We start from the raw sequence: 15071 nt of genomic DNA on the forward strand, positions 1-15071 counted from the left end.
CAACGTGGAAATCACCGTAGAACTGATCGCCCCGATCGCTATGGAAGAAGGTCTGCGTTTCGCGATCCGTGAAGGTGGCCGTACTGTTGGCGCCGGCGTTGTTGCCAAGATCATCGCCTAATCGGAGCAGATAACATGCAAAGCCAGAAAATCCGCATCCGCCTGAAGGCCTTCGATTACAACCTGATCGATCGTTCCGCCCAGGAAATCGTTGAAACTGCCAAGCGTACCGGCGCTGTTGTTAAGGGCCCGGTTCCGCTGCCGACCAAAATCGAGCGTTTCAACGTTCTGCGTTCCCCGCACGTGAACAAGACTTCCCGCGACCAGCTGGAAATCCGCACTCACCTGCGCCTGATGGACATCGTAGATCCGACCGACAAGACTGTTGATGCTCTGATGAAGCTCGACCTGCCGGCCGGTGTGGATGTGGAAATCAAGCTGCAGTAATGACAGGAAATGCAGCGCTCGCAGGTTAAGTGCTTGCGATTGCTGAAAATCTTGTGATACATTAGCGGACTCGCAATTTTGCGAGTCCGCTTTTGTTTTTTATGCCGGTCAATCGTAATCGGCGCCTGCAAAAGGATATAAACATGAGTTTAGGTCTTGTCGGTCGCAAAGTCGGCATGACCCGCATTTTTGCCGAAGATGGTGCATCCATCCCGGTAACTGTGCTGGACATGTCCGCTAACCGCGTCACGCAAATCAAAACTGCCGAAGTTGACGGCTACTCTGCCGTTCAAGTTACTTTCGGTGCCCGTAAAGCTAGCCGCGTTAACAAGGCGGCAGCTGGTCACTTTGCCAAGGCTGGCGTTGAAGCAGGTCTGGGTCTGAACGAATTCGTTCTGTCCGCAGAAGCTCTCTCCTCCCTGAAGCCGGGTGATGCACTGTCCGTTGAAATCTTCACCGTAGGTCAACTGGTTGATGTAACCGGTACCTCCAAGGGTAAGGGTTTCTCCGGTGTGATCAAGCGTCACAACTTCTCTTCCAACCGCGCTTCGCACGGTAACTCCCGCTCGCATAACACGCCGGGTTCTATCGGTCAGGCACAGGATCCGGGTCGTATTTTCCCGGGTAAGCGCATGGCTGGTCAGTACGGCAACGTCAAGAGCACTGTTCAGTGCCTGGAAGTTGTTCGTGTTGACGCCGAGCGTCAGCTGCTTCTGGTTAAGGGTGCCGTTCCTGGTGCCAAGAACGGCGATGTTGTCGTTCGTCCTAGCGTGAAGGCAGGTGCGTGATGGAATTGAAAGTAATCAATAGCCAAGGTCAGGCTGCTGGCAGCCTGCAGGCATCCGAGACTCTGTTCGGTCGCGAATACAACGAAGCACTGGTTCACCAGGTTGTGACTGCATTCCTGGCGAATGCTCGCAGCGGTAACCGCGCTCAGCTGACTCGTGCCGAAGTAAACCACTCCACCAAGAAGCCGTTCAAGCAGAAGGGTACTGGTAACGCACGTGCCGGTATGACTTCCACTCCGAACCGTCGTGGTGGTGGTCGTGCTTTCCCGAACAGCCCGGACGAGAATTTCTCTCAGAAGGTTAACCGCAAGATGTTCCGCGCTGGCATGGCAGCTATCCTGTCCCAGCTGGTTCGCGACGAGCGTCTGATCGTGGTTGATTCGCTGTCGGTTGAATCGCCGAAAACCAAGGAATTCGTAGGTGTGGTTAAGTCCATGGGTCTGGAACAGGCTCTGTTCATTACCCGTGAACTGGACGAAAACCTCTATCTGTCTTCGCGCAATCTGCCGAACGTGCTGGTGATCGAAGCGCAACAAGCTGACCCGTACAGCCTGCTGCGTTTCAAGAAGATCGTCATCACCCGTGAGGCGGTGCAGCATCTGGAGGAGCAGTGGGCATGAATCAAGAACGTCTGTTGCAAGTAATTCTGGCCCCGGTTGTTTCCGAAAAGAGCACCATGGTTGCTGAGAAGTATCAGCAAGTTGTTTTCCGTGTTGCTACCGATGCTACCAAGCCGGAGATCAAGGCTGCAGTTGAAATGCTGTTCAACGTAAAAGTTGAAGGCGTATCCACTGTTAACGTAAAGGGCAAAGTTAAGCGCTTTGGCCGTACCTTTGGCCGTCGTAAAGACTGGAAAAAGGCTTACGTTAGCCTGGTTCAGGGTCAGGAAATCGATCTGACCGCCACCCCGGCCGCTGCGGAGTAAGGAGATAGAGCATGCCTATCGTTAAAGTAAAACCGACTTCCGCGGGTCGTCGTGCTGTTGTCAAGGTGGTTCACCCTGATCTGCACAAAGGCGCTCCGCACGCCGCTCTGGTAGAGAAAAAGTCTGCCACTGCCGGTCGTAACAACAATGGCCACATTACTACCCGTCATATGGGTGGTGGTCACAAGAAGCACTACCGTCTGATCGACTTCCGTCGCAACAAGGATGGCATTCCGGCAAAAGTGGAACGTATCGAATACGATCCGAACCGCACTGCCCACATCGCCCTGTTGTGCTACGCCGATGGCGAACGCCGCTACATCATCGCTCCGCGCGGTGTTAAGGCTGGTGCAGTTCTGCTGTCCGGTGCCGAGGCTCCGATCAAGGCTGGTAACGCTTTGCCGATCCGCAACATCCCGGTGGGTACTACCATCCACTGCGTAGAGCTGCAACCTGGCAAGGGTGCCCAAATGGTCCGTTCGGCTGGCGGTTCCGCCATGCTGCTGGCCCGTGAAGGTGTCTACGCTCAGCTGCGTCTGCGTTCCGGCGAAATTCGTCTGGTGCATGTTGACTGCCGCGCTACTGTTGGCGAAGTGAGCAACGAAGAGCATTCCCTGCGCAAGCTGGGTAAGGCTGGTGCTAGCCGCTGGCGTGGTATTCGTCCGACCGTTCGCGGTACTGCGATGAACCCGATTGATCACCCGCATGGTGGTGGTGAAGGCCGTACTGGTGAAGGCCGTGTGCCGGTTAGCCCATGGGGCACTCCGACTAAGGGCTTCCGTACCCGTCGCAACAAGCGTACCGACAACATGATCGTACGCCGCCGCTATTCTACTAAAGGGTAATTGACAATGGCACGTTCGCAGAAAAAAGGCCCGTTCGTTGATCTGCACCTTCTGAAGAAGGTCGACGCGGCGCGTGCAACCAATGACAAGCGTCCGATCAAGACCTGGTCGCGTCGTTCGACCGTCCTGCCGGACTTCATTGGTTTGACCATCGCGGTACACAACGGTCGCACCCATGTGCCTGTTTATGTTTCCGAAAACATGGTCGGTCATAAACTGGGCGAATTCTCGCTGACTCGTACCTTCAAAGGCCACGCGGCCGATAAGAAGGCGAAGAAGAGATAAGGTGAAGCGATGAGAGTATCTGCAAATCTGAAAAGCGTCCGCCTGTCGGCACAAAAGTGCCGCCTGGTGGCCGATCTGATCCGCGGTCAATCCGTTGGTCAGGCTCTGAATATCCTGGCCTTCTCCCCGAAGAAGGGCGCGGTTATTGTGAAGAAAGTGCTGGAATCTGCCATCGCTAACGCCGAGCACAACGAAGGCGCTGACATCGACACCCTGCGTGTCACCAGCATCTTTGTTGACAAAGGCGCTAGTCTGAAGCGTTTCACTGCCCGTGCTAAGGGTCGTGGCAATCGCATCGAAAAGCAGACCTGCCACATCTCGTTGACCGTTGGCAATTAAGGGGTAAGAAATGGGTCAGAAGATTCATCCGACGGGATTCCGTCTTGCCGTTAACAAAAACTGGTCTTCCAAGTGGTTCGCCAACTCGAAGAATTTCCCGGAAATGCTCATGCAAGACCTGGAAGTTCGCGAATACCTGAAGAAGCGCCTGGGTCATGCGGCTGTTGGTCGTGTCACCATCGAGCGTCCGGCCAAGTCCGCACGCATTACCATTCACAGTGCCCGTCCGGGTGTTGTGATCGGTAAAAAGGGTGAGGACATCGAAGTTCTGAAGCGCGAATTGCAAGCTCGTCTGGGCGTGCCGGTTCACGTGAATATCGAAGAAGTTCGCAAGCCGGAACTGGACGCGCAAATCATTGCTGATGGCATCGCCTCCCAGCTGGAAAAGCGTGTAATGTTCCGCCGTGCCATGAAGCGATCCATGCAGAACGCCATGCGCATGGGCGCCCAGGGCATCAAGATCATGTCCTCCGGTCGTCTGAACGGCATCGATATCGCTCGTAGCGAATGGTATCGCGAAGGCCGTGTGCCGCTGCATACCCTGCGTGCCGATGTTGACTACGCTACCTCTGAAGCCAAGACCACCTACGGTATCATCGGCATCAAGGTATGGGTTTACAAAGGTGAGCTGAAGCCGGGTCAAGTAGCACCGGCTCCGGTTGCGACCGAGAAGAAAACGAGAAAGGGCCCGCGCAATGCTGCAGCCAACTAGACTCAAGTACCGTAAACAGCATAAAGGCCGCAACACTGGTATCGCTACCCGTGGCAACAAGGTGAGCTTTGGTGATTTCGGTTTGAAGGCTGTTGGTCGCGGTCGTCTGACCGCGCGTCAGATCGAAGCGGCCCGTCGTGCCATGACCCGTCACATCAAGCGTGGCGGTCGTATCTGGATCCGTATTTTCCCGGACAAGCCGATCACTTCCAAGCCTGCTGAAGTGCGTATGGGTGGGGGTAAGGGTTCTCCGGAATACTACGTGGCCGAAATCCAGCCTGGCAAGATGCTGTACGAAATGGACGGTGTTAACGAGGAACTCGCTCGTGAAGCTTTCCGTCTGGCCGCAGCCAAGTTGCCGATCGCCACTGTGTTTGTAACTAGACAGGTAGGTCAGTAATGAAAGCGTCCGAACTGAAAGCCAAAACTGTTGACGAGCTGAAAGCGGAACTGCTGAGCCTCCTGAAGGCCCAGTTTGCCCTGCGTATGCAGCACGCTACTCAGCAACTCGCCAAGACCTCTGAACTGAAGAAAGTGCGTCGCGACATCGCTCGTGTTCGCACCGTTCTGAAAGAAAAGGCAGTTTAAGATGAGCGAAACCAAAGTGGTACGTACGCTGACCGGTACCGTTGTCAGCGACAAGATGGATAAGACTGTAACCGTTCTGGTCGAGCGCAAGGTTAAGCACCCGATCTACGGCAAGATTATCCGTCGTTCTAAGAAGTTCCACGCACACGACGAGAACAACGAGTTCAAGGCCGGCGACATCGTAGTAATCAGCGAGTCCCGTCCTCTCTCGAAGACCAAATCGTGGGTGGTGACTGCCCTGGTCGAGAAATCTCGCCAGGTATAAGACTTGCAAGGGACGAAAGTCCCTTGTATAATGGCCATCTTCTTATCCGTGTCGGATAGGAATTCCGCCCTTACGGGGTCCAAAACTGGCCGTTTGATACGCCACAGCTTGATCTGTGGCGTTTCGTCTGTTTGGTCTTGCTCTTATGCGAGAAACCGGCAGGTGAAAGTGACGGATAAAGTTGGATTAGAAAGGTAATCATCAAATGATCCAAATGCAGACCATGCTTGAGGTCGCTGACAATACTGGTGCGCGTCACGTTATGTGCATCAAGGTATTGGGCGGTTCCAAGCGTCGCTATGCAAGCGTTGGCGACATCATCAAGGTGAGCATCAAGGATGCTGCTCCGCGCGGTCGCGTCAAAAAAGGCGACGTGTACAACGCAGTAGTAGTACGCACCGCCAAAGGCGTGCGTCGTCCGGACGGCTCGTTGATCAAGTTTGATAGCAATGCTGCCGTTCTGCTCAACAACAAGCTTGAGCCGATTGGCACTCGTATCTTCGGACCCGTGACGCGTGAACTGCGTACCGAGCGTTTCATGAAGATCGTGTCGCTTGCTCCTGAAGTGCTGTAAGGAGGTCGCATGCGCAAAATTCGTAAAGGTGATGAAGTCGTAGTAATCACCGGTAAAGACAAGGGTAAACGCGGCACCGTTCTGCGCGTCCTGGATGAAAAACTGGTTGTTGAAGGCGTGAATGTTGCCAAGAAACACCAGAAGCCGAATCCGGTGCGTGGCGTTGCTGGTGGTATCGTTGAAAAGGTTATGCCTGTTGACGCTTCCAACGTTGCTATTTTCAACCCGGCTAGCCAGAAGGCTGACCGCGTAGGCTTCAAGACTCTTGAAGACGGCCGCAAGGTACGCGTGTTCAAGTCCAGTGGCGAAGTTATCGGCGCGTAAGGAAAAGCAAACATGGCACGTTTCTACGATTTCTACAAAGACAGCGTAGTGCCGGAACTGATGAAACAGTTCGGCTACAAGTCGATCATGGAAGTTCCGCGCATCGAGAAGATCACCGTCAACATGGGTGTTGGTGAAGCTGTTGCCGATAAAAAGGTAATGGAATTCGCCGTGGGCGACATGGAAAAGATTGCTGGCCAGAAGCCGGTAGTTACCACCGCTCGCAAATCCATCGCCGGCTTCAAGATTCGTGATGACTATCCGGTTGGTTGCAAGGTTACCCTGCGCCGTGAACGCATGTACGAATTCCTGGACCGTCTGGTAACCATCGCGTTGCCGCGTGTTCGTGACTTCCGTGGTGTTTCCGCCAAGTCTTTTGACGGCCGCGGCAACTACAACATGGGTGTCAAGGAACAGATCATCTTCCCGGAAATCGAGTACGACAAGATCGATGCTCTGCGTGGTATGAACATTACTGTTACCACTACGGCGAAGACTGACGAAGAGGCCCGCGCTCTGCTGGCTGCGTTCAAGTTCCCGTTCAAGGGTTAAGCACATGGCAAAACTTGCACTGATCAAGCGTGAAGAGAAGCGCGTTAAGGTGGCTGAAAAATTTGCCGCTAAGCGCGAAGCCCTCATCGCTACCATCAACAATCAAAGCCTCTCGGAAGAAGAACGCTTCGCCGCTCGCCTGCAACTGCAGCAGCTGCCGCGCAATGCTTCCCCGGTACGCCAGCGTCGTCGCTGCGCCATTACCGGTCGTCCGCGTGGCGTGTTCCGTAAATTCGGTCTGGGTCGTAACAAACTCCGTGAAATCGCCATGAAGGGCGAAATTCCGGGTGTTGTTAAGGCCAGCTGGTAATAGGAGAACCATAAATGAGCATGCACGATCCTATTTCCGATATGTTGACCCGCATCCGTAACGGCCAAATGGCTTCCAAGGTGGCTGTTGCTATGCCGTCTTCCAAGCTGAAAGTTGCGCTGGCACAGGTGCTGAAAGAAGAAGGCTACATCGAAGACTTCGCCGTTGCCGGCGAAGCCAAGAAGCCTGTTCTTGATATCCAGCTCAAGTACTACGCTGGCCGTCCGGTGATCGAGCGCATTGACCGCGTTTCCCGTCCTGGCCTGCGCGTGTACAAGGGCTCCACCGAAATCCCGAAGGTAATGAATGGTCTGGGCGTAGCTATCCTGTCTACTTCCAAGGGCATCATGACCGATCGCAAAGCACGCGCTGCCGGTATCGGCGGTGAGCTGCTGTGCGTAGTGGCATAAGGGGGTCAAATGTCTCGCGTAGCTAAGAATCCCGTAGCCATTCCGGCTGGCGTCGAAGTTAAATTCGGTGCTGCAGAAGTGACCGTAAAGGGTGCCCTGGGCTCCCTGAGCGCCGCTCTGTGCAATGACGTTGAAATCAAGTTCGACAACAACGAACTGACTTTCGCGGCTAAAAACGACAGCAAGTTCGCACGTGCCATGTCCGGTACCCTGCGCGCCCTGCTGAACAATATGGTGATTGGTGTATCCAAGGGCTTCGAGAAGAAGCTGCAGCTGGTTGGCGTGGGTTACCGTGCCCAGGCTCAAGGCGACACCCTGAACCTGTCTCTGGGTTTCTCCCATCCGGTAGCTCACCAGATGCCTGCTGGCATCAAGGCTGAGACTCCGACTCAGACCGAGATCCTGATCAAGGGTGCTGACAAGCAACTCGTTGGCCAGATCGCTGCCGAAATCCGCGCTTATCGTTCCCCGGAACCCTACAAGGGCAAGGGCGTTCGTTACGCTGATGAGGTTGTGGTTCTGAAAGAAACCAAGAAGAAGTAACTGAGGCACTGACATGGACAAGAAACAAGCTCGACTCCGCCGTGCACGTAAAACCCGTGCTCGGATTGCGGAGCTCAAGATGGTGCGTCTCACTGTTTACCGCACCAACAGCCACATTTATGCCCAGATCATTGATGAAACTGGCAGCAAGGTACTGGCAAGCGCTTCCACTCTGGAAGCCGAAGTACGCGCTGACGTTTCCAATGGTGGCAATGTGGCCGCTGCAGCCGTAGTCGGTAAGCGCATCGCTGAAAAAGCCAAGGCAGCCGGTATTTCGACCGTGGCATTTGACCGTTCCGGTTTCAAATACCACGGCCGTATGAAGGCTGTGGCAGACGCAGCCCGTGAACACGGTCTCGTATTCTAATTCGGAGTGAAGAATGGCTAAGCACGAAATGGAAGATCGTGGCGACGGTCTGGTCGAGAAGATGATCAGCGTCAACCGCGTCACCAAAGTGGTTAAGGGCGGCCGTATCATGGCTTTCTCCGCCTTGACCGTCGTTGGTGATGGCGATGGCGGCATCGGTATGGGCAAGGGTCGTTCCAAGGAAGTTCCTGTTGCCGTACAGAAGGCAATGGAACAAGCCCGCCGCAATCTGGTAAAGATCCCGCTGCGTAATGGTACGCTGCATCACACCGTAACCGGCAAGCATGGTGCTACCACCGTGTTCATCCAGCCGGCCAAGGAAGGTACTGGCGTTAAGGCCGGTGGCCCGATGCGCGCAATCTTCGACGCAATGGGTGTTCACAATGTTTCGGCCAAGATTCATGGTTCCACCAACCCGTACAACGTGGTTCGTGCAACTCTGGACGGCCTGAACAAGATTAACACCGCTTCTCAGGTTGCCGCCAAGCGTGGTCTGACCGTAGAAGAGATCCTGGGGGTTGATCATGAGTAACACCAACACTGTTAAGGTAACTCTGGTAAAGAGCCTGATCGGTCGTCTGGAATCCCACAAGGCTTGCGCCCGTGGCCTGGGTCTGAAAAAGATCCGCCAGACTGTGGAAGTGCTCGATACCCCTGAAAACCGTGGCATGATCAACAAGATCAGCTACCTGTTGAAATTCGAGGGCTAAGAGATGCTGCTGAACACCATTCAACCCGGTGCCGGCGCCAAGCATGCCAAGCGTCGTGTAGGTCGCGGCATTGGTAGCGGCCTGGGCAAGACTTCCGGTCGTGGCCACAAGGGTCAAAAGAGCCGTGCAGGTGGTTTCCACAAGGTTGGTTTTGAAGGCGGTCAAATGCCGCTGCAACGTCGCTTGCCGAAACGTGGCTTCAAGTCGCTGACCGCACGCTTCAATGCAGAAGTACGCCTGTCCGAACTGAACCTGCTGCCGGTTGACGAAATCGATCTGTTGGCACTGAAGCAAGCTGGTCTGGTTGACGCTCAGGCTCTGGTAGCCAAGGTTGTCCTGTCCGGCAAGATCGAACGTGCCGTTAAGCTGCGTGGCATTGCTGCGACTGCTGGCGCTCGCGCTGCTATCGAAGCTGCCGGCGGCAGTATTGAATAAGGCGCACTTACGTGTCGAATACTTCTCTAGTTGGAAATGCCAATAAATTTGGTGATTTGAAGCGCCGTATCATGTTCTTGATCGGAGCTTTGATTGTTTACCGTATTGGTGCGCATATTCCGGTGCCTGGTATCAATCCTGCCGAACTAGCGAAGTTGTTCCACACGTCGCAGACGGGCCTGCTCGACATGTTCAACATGTTCTCGGGCGGCGCCCTCTCGAGGTTTACGGTATTTGCCCTGGGCATCATGCCGTACATCTCTGCTTCCATCATTCTTCAGCTTGCCTCTGAGGTTCTTCCGAGCCTGAAGCAGCTGAAGAAGGAAGGCGACGCTGGACGTCGTAAGGTAACTCAGTACACACGTTATGCAACCGTTTTGCTGGCCTCTTTCCAGAGTTTCAGTATTGCGGTGATGCTGTTTAAGCAGCCTAACCTGGTGGTGACTGCCCAGTGGGAGTTCTACCTGACAACCGTGGTATCTCTGGTAACCGGCACCATGTTCCTCATGTGGCTGGGTGAACAGATTACCGAGCGTGGTATCGGTAACGGTATCTCGCTGATCATCTGTGCAGGTATTGCATCAGGTGTTCCGGCTGCCATTGGCAAGACGCTCACGCTGACCAGTCAAGGCTCGCTGCCCATCCTGTTTACCATCGTGCTGTTTGTTGGTGTTGCACTGATGACCTACGTAGTCGTGTTCGCAGAACGCGGCCAGCGCAAGGTTCTGGTCAACTACGCCAAGCGTCAGGTTGGTAATCGTGTCATGCAGGGCCAGAGCACGCACATGCCGCTCAAGCTCAACATGGCAGGGGTGATCCCGCCGATTTTTGCATCCAGCATCATCCTGTTCCCTGCCACCATTCTTGGCTGGCTTGGTAACAATGAAAGCCTGGGTTGGCTCAAGGGCGTGGCTGACAAGCTGCATCCGGGTCAGCCGATCTATGTGCTGCTGTATGCAACGGCCATCATTTTCTTCTGTTACTTCTACACCGCGCTCGTTTTCAATCCGAAAGAGACGGCAGATAACCTGAAGAAAAGTGGTGCTTTCATCCCAGGTATCCGTCCAGGTGAGCAGACTTCGCGTTATATCGAGAAGATCATTCTGCGGCTGACATTGATCGGTGCAATCTACATTACGCTGGTTTGTCTGTTGCCGGAATTCCTCATCCTGAAGTGGAATGTACCGTTCTACTTCGGTGGCACATCACTGCTGATCATTGTAGTGGTCACCATGGATTTCATGGCTCAGGTACAGTCCTACGTTCTGTCGCATCAGTACGAAAGCTTGCTCAAGAAGGCTAACTTCAAAGGCAATGCGCTCGGCCGGTGACATACGTGTTCTCGCTGGGTTATATGGCTAGGTAAGAAACCATCCAGATGCAGGGTGAGATTTGGCAGTAGAGCAGCTGCCCTACTGCTGGATCAAACTTGAGAATGGACACGTCGTACTTGGGCATGATCAGCAAGCTTGTTTCAAAGCACGCTTATTGATTACAAGGTCAGGGTGGCTAAAACCGCCTGGACAGACCGCTGCCCGTATCGTGTTCCGTGCGAAATTACGCACTCGCTCTTTTAGAGTAACGAAAGGAACTGACATGCGAGTACAGCCTTCGGTAAAGAAGATTTGCCGTAACTGCAAAATTATCCGTCGCAATCGCGTTGTACGCGTGATCTGCACGGACCCGCGTCACAAGCAAAAACAAGGCTAACATTTGTTAGACCTGACTTTGCGTGTTACAATCGCAAACTTTTCAAGGTCTTAAGGCTTAAGGAAAGAGTATGGCCCGTATTGCAGGGGTAAACATCCCCAATCATGCGCATGCCGTTATTGGCCTGCAGGCAATTTTCGGCATCGGTCAAACTCGCGCCCAGCAGATTTGTGCTGCTGCCAGCGTGAACCCCTCCACCAAGGTGAAGGATCTGACTGACGCTGAGATGGAAACTCTGCGTGAAGAAGTAGCGAAGTTCACCGTTGAAGGTGACCTGCGCCGCGAAATCACGATGAGCATCAAACGTCTGATGGACATGGGCTGCTATCGCGGCATGCGCCATCGTCGTGGCCTGCCGTGCCGCGGTCAGCGCACTCGCACTAACGCGCGTACCCGTAAGGGACCGCGTAAGGCGATCGCCGGCAAGAAGTAACTAAAGGAACACAGAAATGGCTAAAGCAAACACAGCTGTCCGTGTACGCAAAAAAGTGCGCAAGTCTGTTAGCGAAGGTATCGTGCATGTTCACGCTTCGTTCAACAACACCATCATCACTATCACCGACCGTCAAGGCAATGCACTGTCTTGGGCTACCTCTGGCGGCGCTGGTTTTAAGGGCTCGCGCAAAAGTACACCCTTTGCTGCACAGGTAGCAGCAGAGCATGCTGGTAAAGTTGCCCAAGAATACGGTGTGAAGAACCTCGAAGTTCGTATCAAGGGCCCGGGTCCGGGTCGTGAATCCGCTGTTCGCGCACTCAACGCGCTGGGTTTCAAGATCACCAGCATCTCCGACGTGACGCCGGTACCGCACAACGGTTGCCGTCCGCCCAAAAAACGTCGTATCTAATTCGGAGAGTGTGAGAACATGGCACGTTATATCGGCCCAAAATGTAAGCTCGCTCGTCGTGAAGGCACCGACCTTTTCCTGAAGAGCGCGCGTCGTGCACTGGATTCCAAGTGCAAACTGGATACCCCGCCTGGTCAACACGGCGCCCGTAAGGGTCGTCTGTCCGACTACGGTGTCCAACTGCGTGAAAAGCAGAAAATCCGCCGTATCTATGGCGTACTCGAGCGTCAGTTCCGCAATTACTTTGCGGAAGCTGTACGTCGTAAAGGCTCCACTGGTGAAAACCTGCTGAAGCTGCTCGAAGCACGTCTGGACAACGTTGTATATCGCATGGGCTTTGGCTCCACTCGTGCAGAAGCACGTCAGCTGGTAAGCCACAAGGCTATCGTTGTGAACGGCCAGGTAGTTAACATTCCGTCTTTCCAGGTTAAAGCTGGTGACGTAGTGTCTGTCCGCGAAAAAGCCAAGAAGCAAGCCCGTATCGTAGAGGGTCTGGCTCTGGCTGAGCAAGGTGGTTTCCCTTCCTGGGTGTCTGTTGACTCCAAGAAGATGGAAGGCGTCTTCAAATCTGCTCCGGAACGTTCCGAACTGTCTAGCGATATCAACGAACAGCTCGTTGTGGAATTCTACTCCAAGTAATCGCTAGCTCTTAGGGAATGACTATGCAAAACAGCGCTTCGGAATTTTTGAAACCTCGTCTGATTGACGTGCAGCCGGTATCTGCTACCCATGCACGCGTTTCGATGGAGCCGTTCGAGCGTGGCTATGCTCACACTCTTGGCAACTCGCTGCGCCGTATCCTGCTGTCGTCGATGCCGGGCTTTGCTCCTACCGAAGTGACTATCGCTGGCGTTTTGCATGAGTATTCCGCACTTGATGGCGTGCGCGAGGATGTCGTAGACATCCTCCTCAACCTCAAGGGCGTAGTGCTTAAGCTGCATGGTCGTGACAGTGTCGTGCTGACCTTGAAAAAGGAAGGTGAAGGTGCTGTCTTGGCTGGCGATATCGAGTTGCCGCATGATGTTGAAGTGATCAATCCGGAACACGTGATTGCCCACCTCTCTGTTGGCGGCAAAATCGACATGGAGATCAAGGTCGAAAAAGGCCGTGGCTATCAGCCTGTGTCTGCTCGTTCCATTCATGAAGAAAACCGTTCCATCGGTACCATTCAACTGGATGCTTCCTTCTCGCCGGTTCGCCGTGTGAGCTTTGCTGTGGAAAGCGCCCGTGTTGAACAACGTACCGACCTCGACCGCCTGGTTCTCGATATCGAAACCAATGGCGTGATCGAACCGGAACAGGCCGTGCGCAATGCTGCACGTATTCTGATGGATCAGCTGTCGATCTTTGCTGACCTCCAAGGCACAGCGGTTGAAGAAGTCGTTGAAAAGGCGCCGCCGATCGATCCGATCCTGCTGCGTCCGGTAGACGATCTTGAACTGACGGTTCGTTCGGCCAACTGCCTGAAGGCTGAGAACATTTATTACATCGGCGATCTGATTCAGCGTACTGAAACCGAGCTTCTGAAGACTCCGAACCTCGGTCGCAAATCGCTGAACGAGATCAAAGAAGTTCTCGCTTCCAAGGGTCTGACTCTCGGCATGAAGCTTGAGAATTGGCCTCCGGCTGGTCTGGAAAAGCCGTAAGTTTGAGACTAAAGGACATTAACAATGCGTCATCGTTACAGTAATCGTAAACTGAACCGCACGACCAGCCATCGTCTGGCGATGCTGCGCAACATGGCGAATTCGCTGCTGAAGCACGAAGTTATCGTGACCACGCTGCCGAAAGCCAAGGAACTGCGTCGTGTGGCCGAGCCGCTGATTACGCTCGGCAAAAAGCCGTCTCTCGCCAACCGTCGTCTGGCGTTTGACCGCACTCGTGACCGCGATATCGTGGTTAAACTCTTCGACGTTCTCGGCCCGCGCTTCTCCGCCCGCAATGGTGGTTATGTGCGTATCCTGAAGTACGGTTTCCGTAAGGGCGACAATGCCCCGCTGGCTCTGGTTGAGCTGGTAGACCGTGCTGAAGATGCCGTTGCCGTTGTAGATGACTCCGCTGAATAATATTCGGTGAAGTTATGAAAGAAGCCAGCGAAAGCTGGCTTTTTTCATTTCTGCTGCAATCTGTGGTACGGACGTCTGGTGCTACTCAGAATTCATACCTGGATTCAAGCACCCGCATGGGCGCACCAAGTTCCAGCATTCCTTCGTTCCGTGCCACCAGATTCATGCCAAAGCAAATTCCCTCCGCCAGTTGCCTGGTTTTGCTGAGTGTCCGCATCGGTTCGTTGTCAGCATCTACTTCTGCACTGATCGGGTCGGTGGTAATCATCTGGCAGCGGGTGCAAGGCTTGGCTACATCAAACACGATGTCCCCGATCTGAATCACCTTCCAGTCATCCTCCTCATATGGCAGTGCGCCACTGACCAGCAAATTGGGTCTGAAATGTTGCACCGTCACCGGTTTGCGCAATTCTTGATTCAGTGTGTCCAGCGAGGCCTGATTCACCAGCAGATAGGGATAGCCATCCGCAAATGACATGGGGGTCTGTGCTCCATCCAGCACGCGTGTGGACTGCATGCCCAGCCATAGCAAACGGCAGTCCCTACCCATGTAATCAGACAGCCAGGCATCCACGTGTTCGTCCCCATGCCAGGCAGTGAAGTTCGCACGCCATACGGTTGTTGCCACCTTTTGCTTGTAGACCTGGGTCATGGCAAGGATCGGTGAGCGTCCCGGAGCACTCAGCAACAATCCACCAGGTATCAGGGCTGTTGTAATTTGCAACATCTGTGGATATTGCCGTGCGGTCAGGAACTGACCATCCGCCGTGCTGAGCAACCACTCCCTGTCATGCAGCAAGCCTTGTGCACTGGCAAAAGCCCTGTCGTAGGCAATCCCTCGTGCGGATTTCATTGGGTGCACAAACATTTGTGTCAGTTTCATGTGTGCTCTTTCTGGCAATGTCCGAGCCATGATCCTAGCATTGTTGTACTACCTTCGGTGACCGCCTTGTCGAAGAGGGGTGGTATCGGCATGCAGTCTGCACTTTGTATATGACGATATCTTTGGCGCTGTTGTATCAGATCAGTAT

At 54.1% G+C, this 15071-nt stretch carries 30 protein-coding genes; 29 read left to right on the forward strand and 1 reads right to left on the reverse strand.

Annotated elements, in window-relative coordinates; all coding sequences use genetic code 11:
• The 29 genes from AWT75_RS20885 to rplQ form a co-directional block, all read left to right on the forward strand.
• The coding region (locus AWT75_RS20885; protein ID WP_476726751.1) for an EF-Tu C-terminal domain-related protein at positions 1–121 on the forward strand (121 nt) is incomplete at its 5' end.
• Positions 122–135: 14 nt separating this feature from the next.
• Positions 136–447 (forward strand): 30S ribosomal protein S10, encoded by a 312-nt coding sequence (gene rpsJ, locus AWT75_RS11200; RefSeq protein ID WP_017507377.1) that lies wholly within the window; start codon positions 136–138, stop codon positions 445–447.
• A 143-nt stretch (positions 448–590) separates the two neighbouring features.
• Positions 591–1235: a 50S ribosomal protein L3 gene (gene rplC, locus AWT75_RS11205; RefSeq protein ID WP_062789193.1), complete on the forward strand. Its 645-nt coding sequence runs from the start codon at positions 591–593 to the stop codon at positions 1233–1235.
• Entirely contained in the window at positions 1235–1855 is a 621-nt protein-coding gene (rplD, locus tag AWT75_RS11210) for a 50S ribosomal protein L4 (protein ID WP_045846866.1), read from the forward strand. The genes rplC and rplD overlap by 1 nt, the downstream gene beginning before the upstream one ends.
• Positions 1852–2160, forward strand: coding sequence for a 50S ribosomal protein L23 (gene rplW, locus AWT75_RS11215; protein WP_062789194.1), 309 nt, complete (start codon positions 1852–1854; stop codon positions 2158–2160). Before rplD ends, rplW begins: the two co-directional genes overlap by 4 nt.
• An 11-nt stretch (positions 2161–2171) precedes the next feature.
• Positions 2172–3005, forward strand: coding sequence for a 50S ribosomal protein L2 (rplB, locus tag AWT75_RS11220; protein WP_045846868.1), 834 nt, complete (start codon positions 2172–2174; stop codon positions 3003–3005).
• Between the two features lie 6 nt (positions 3006–3011).
• Positions 3012–3290, forward strand: coding sequence for a 30S ribosomal protein S19 (gene rpsS, locus AWT75_RS11225; protein WP_024301222.1), 279 nt, complete (start codon positions 3012–3014; stop codon positions 3288–3290).
• Between the two features lie 9 nt (positions 3291–3299).
• Positions 3300–3629, forward strand: a complete 330-nt coding sequence (gene rplV, locus AWT75_RS11230) for a 50S ribosomal protein L22 (protein WP_045846869.1) — start codon at positions 3300–3302, stop codon at positions 3627–3629.
• A gap of 10 nt (positions 3630–3639) precedes the next feature.
• On the forward strand, positions 3640–4341 hold the full coding sequence (gene rpsC / locus AWT75_RS11235) for a 30S ribosomal protein S3 (protein WP_045846870.1): 702 nt from the start codon (positions 3640–3642) through the stop codon (positions 4339–4341).
• Positions 4325–4741 carry a 50S ribosomal protein L16 gene (gene rplP / locus AWT75_RS11240; RefSeq protein WP_045846871.1) on the forward strand — a complete coding sequence of 139 codons (417 nt, stop codon included), beginning with the start codon at positions 4325–4327 and terminating at the stop codon, positions 4739–4741. Before rpsC ends, rplP begins: the two co-directional genes overlap by 17 nt.
• On the forward strand, positions 4741–4929 hold the full coding sequence (rpmC, locus tag AWT75_RS11245; protein ID WP_011137725.1) for a 50S ribosomal protein L29: 189 nt from the start codon (positions 4741–4743) through the stop codon (positions 4927–4929). The genes rplP and rpmC overlap by 1 nt, the downstream gene beginning before the upstream one ends.
• Position 4930: 1 nt before the next feature.
• Positions 4931–5194 (forward strand): 30S ribosomal protein S17, encoded by a 264-nt coding sequence (gene rpsQ / locus AWT75_RS11250; protein ID WP_045846872.1) that lies wholly within the window; start codon positions 4931–4933, stop codon positions 5192–5194.
• Positions 5195–5399: 205 nt separating this feature from the next.
• Positions 5400–5768: a 50S ribosomal protein L14 gene (gene rplN, locus AWT75_RS11255; RefSeq protein WP_043579386.1), complete on the forward strand. Its 369-nt coding sequence runs from the start codon at positions 5400–5402 to the stop codon at positions 5766–5768.
• 9 nt (positions 5769–5777) lie between these two features.
• The gene (rplX, locus tag AWT75_RS11260; RefSeq protein WP_045846873.1) at positions 5778–6092 is read left to right on the forward strand and encodes a 50S ribosomal protein L24; all 315 of its coding nucleotides are present in this window, start codon (positions 5778–5780) and stop codon (positions 6090–6092) included.
• A 12-nt stretch (positions 6093–6104) separates the two neighbouring features.
• Positions 6105–6644 (forward strand): 50S ribosomal protein L5, encoded by a 540-nt coding sequence (gene rplE / locus AWT75_RS11265; RefSeq protein WP_045846874.1) that lies wholly within the window; start codon positions 6105–6107, stop codon positions 6642–6644.
• Positions 6645–6648: 4 nt separating this feature from the next.
• Positions 6649–6954 carry a 30S ribosomal protein S14 gene (rpsN, locus tag AWT75_RS11270; RefSeq protein WP_045846875.1) on the forward strand — a complete coding sequence of 102 codons (306 nt, stop codon included), beginning with the start codon at positions 6649–6651 and terminating at the stop codon, positions 6952–6954.
• Between the two features lie 14 nt (positions 6955–6968).
• On the forward strand, positions 6969–7364 hold the full coding sequence (rpsH, locus tag AWT75_RS11275) for a 30S ribosomal protein S8 (RefSeq protein WP_045846876.1): 396 nt from the start codon (positions 6969–6971) through the stop codon (positions 7362–7364).
• Between the two features lie 9 nt (positions 7365–7373).
• Complete coding sequence (gene rplF / locus AWT75_RS11280; protein ID WP_045846877.1) at positions 7374–7907, forward strand: 50S ribosomal protein L6; 534 nt, start codon at positions 7374–7376, stop codon at positions 7905–7907.
• Between the two features lie 13 nt (positions 7908–7920).
• Positions 7921–8274 carry a 50S ribosomal protein L18 gene (rplR, locus tag AWT75_RS11285; protein ID WP_045846878.1) on the forward strand — a complete coding sequence of 118 codons (354 nt, stop codon included), beginning with the start codon at positions 7921–7923 and terminating at the stop codon, positions 8272–8274.
• A 13-nt stretch (positions 8275–8287) separates the two neighbouring features.
• A complete protein-coding gene (gene rpsE / locus AWT75_RS11290; RefSeq protein ID WP_045846879.1) occupies positions 8288–8806 on the forward strand; it encodes a 30S ribosomal protein S5 in 519 nt (172 codons plus the stop codon).
• Positions 8799–8984, forward strand: a complete 186-nt coding sequence (gene rpmD / locus AWT75_RS11295) for a 50S ribosomal protein L30 (RefSeq protein ID WP_045846880.1) — start codon at positions 8799–8801, stop codon at positions 8982–8984. Before rpsE ends, rpmD begins: the two co-directional genes overlap by 8 nt.
• 3 nt (positions 8985–8987) lie before the next feature.
• Positions 8988–9419 (forward strand): 50S ribosomal protein L15, encoded by a 432-nt coding sequence (gene rplO / locus AWT75_RS11300; protein ID WP_045846881.1) that lies wholly within the window; start codon positions 8988–8990, stop codon positions 9417–9419.
• An 11-nt stretch (positions 9420–9430) separates the two neighbouring features.
• Positions 9431–10750: a preprotein translocase subunit SecY gene (secY, locus tag AWT75_RS11305; RefSeq protein ID WP_045846882.1), complete on the forward strand. Its 1320-nt coding sequence runs from the start codon at positions 9431–9433 to the stop codon at positions 10748–10750.
• A 265-nt stretch (positions 10751–11015) separates the two neighbouring features.
• On the forward strand, positions 11016–11129 hold the full coding sequence (rpmJ, locus tag AWT75_RS20890; RefSeq protein WP_011137711.1) for a 50S ribosomal protein L36: 114 nt from the start codon (positions 11016–11018) through the stop codon (positions 11127–11129).
• A 70-nt stretch (positions 11130–11199) separates the two neighbouring features.
• Positions 11200–11562, forward strand: a complete 363-nt coding sequence (gene rpsM / locus AWT75_RS11310) for a 30S ribosomal protein S13 (RefSeq protein WP_045846883.1) — start codon at positions 11200–11202, stop codon at positions 11560–11562.
• Between the two features lie 16 nt (positions 11563–11578).
• Positions 11579–11974 carry a 30S ribosomal protein S11 gene (gene rpsK / locus AWT75_RS11315; RefSeq protein WP_008955659.1) on the forward strand — a complete coding sequence of 132 codons (396 nt, stop codon included), beginning with the start codon at positions 11579–11581 and terminating at the stop codon, positions 11972–11974.
• A gap of 18 nt (positions 11975–11992) precedes the next feature.
• Positions 11993–12613, forward strand: coding sequence for a 30S ribosomal protein S4 (rpsD, locus tag AWT75_RS11320; protein WP_045846884.1), 621 nt, complete (start codon positions 11993–11995; stop codon positions 12611–12613).
• A gap of 23 nt (positions 12614–12636) precedes the next feature.
• Positions 12637–13620 carry a DNA-directed RNA polymerase subunit alpha gene (locus AWT75_RS11325; protein WP_045846885.1) on the forward strand — a complete coding sequence of 328 codons (984 nt, stop codon included), beginning with the start codon at positions 12637–12639 and terminating at the stop codon, positions 13618–13620.
• A 24-nt stretch (positions 13621–13644) separates the two neighbouring features.
• Entirely contained in the window at positions 13645–14040 is a 396-nt protein-coding gene (gene rplQ / locus AWT75_RS11330) for a 50S ribosomal protein L17 (RefSeq protein ID WP_045846886.1), read from the forward strand.
• A gap of 85 nt (positions 14041–14125) precedes the next feature.
• On the opposite strand, the gene AWT75_RS11335 is transcribed toward rplQ, so the two are convergent.
• A complete protein-coding gene (locus AWT75_RS11335) occupies positions 14126–14923 on the reverse strand; it encodes an MOSC domain-containing protein (RefSeq protein ID WP_062789195.1) in 798 nt (265 codons plus the stop codon).
• Positions 14924–15071 lie beyond the last annotated feature (148 nt).

The sequence above is a fragment of the Aquitalea pelogenes genome, from assembly GCF_001515305.1.
Taxonomy (GTDB): domain Bacteria; phylum Pseudomonadota; class Gammaproteobacteria; order Burkholderiales; family Chromobacteriaceae; genus Aquitalea; species Aquitalea pelogenes.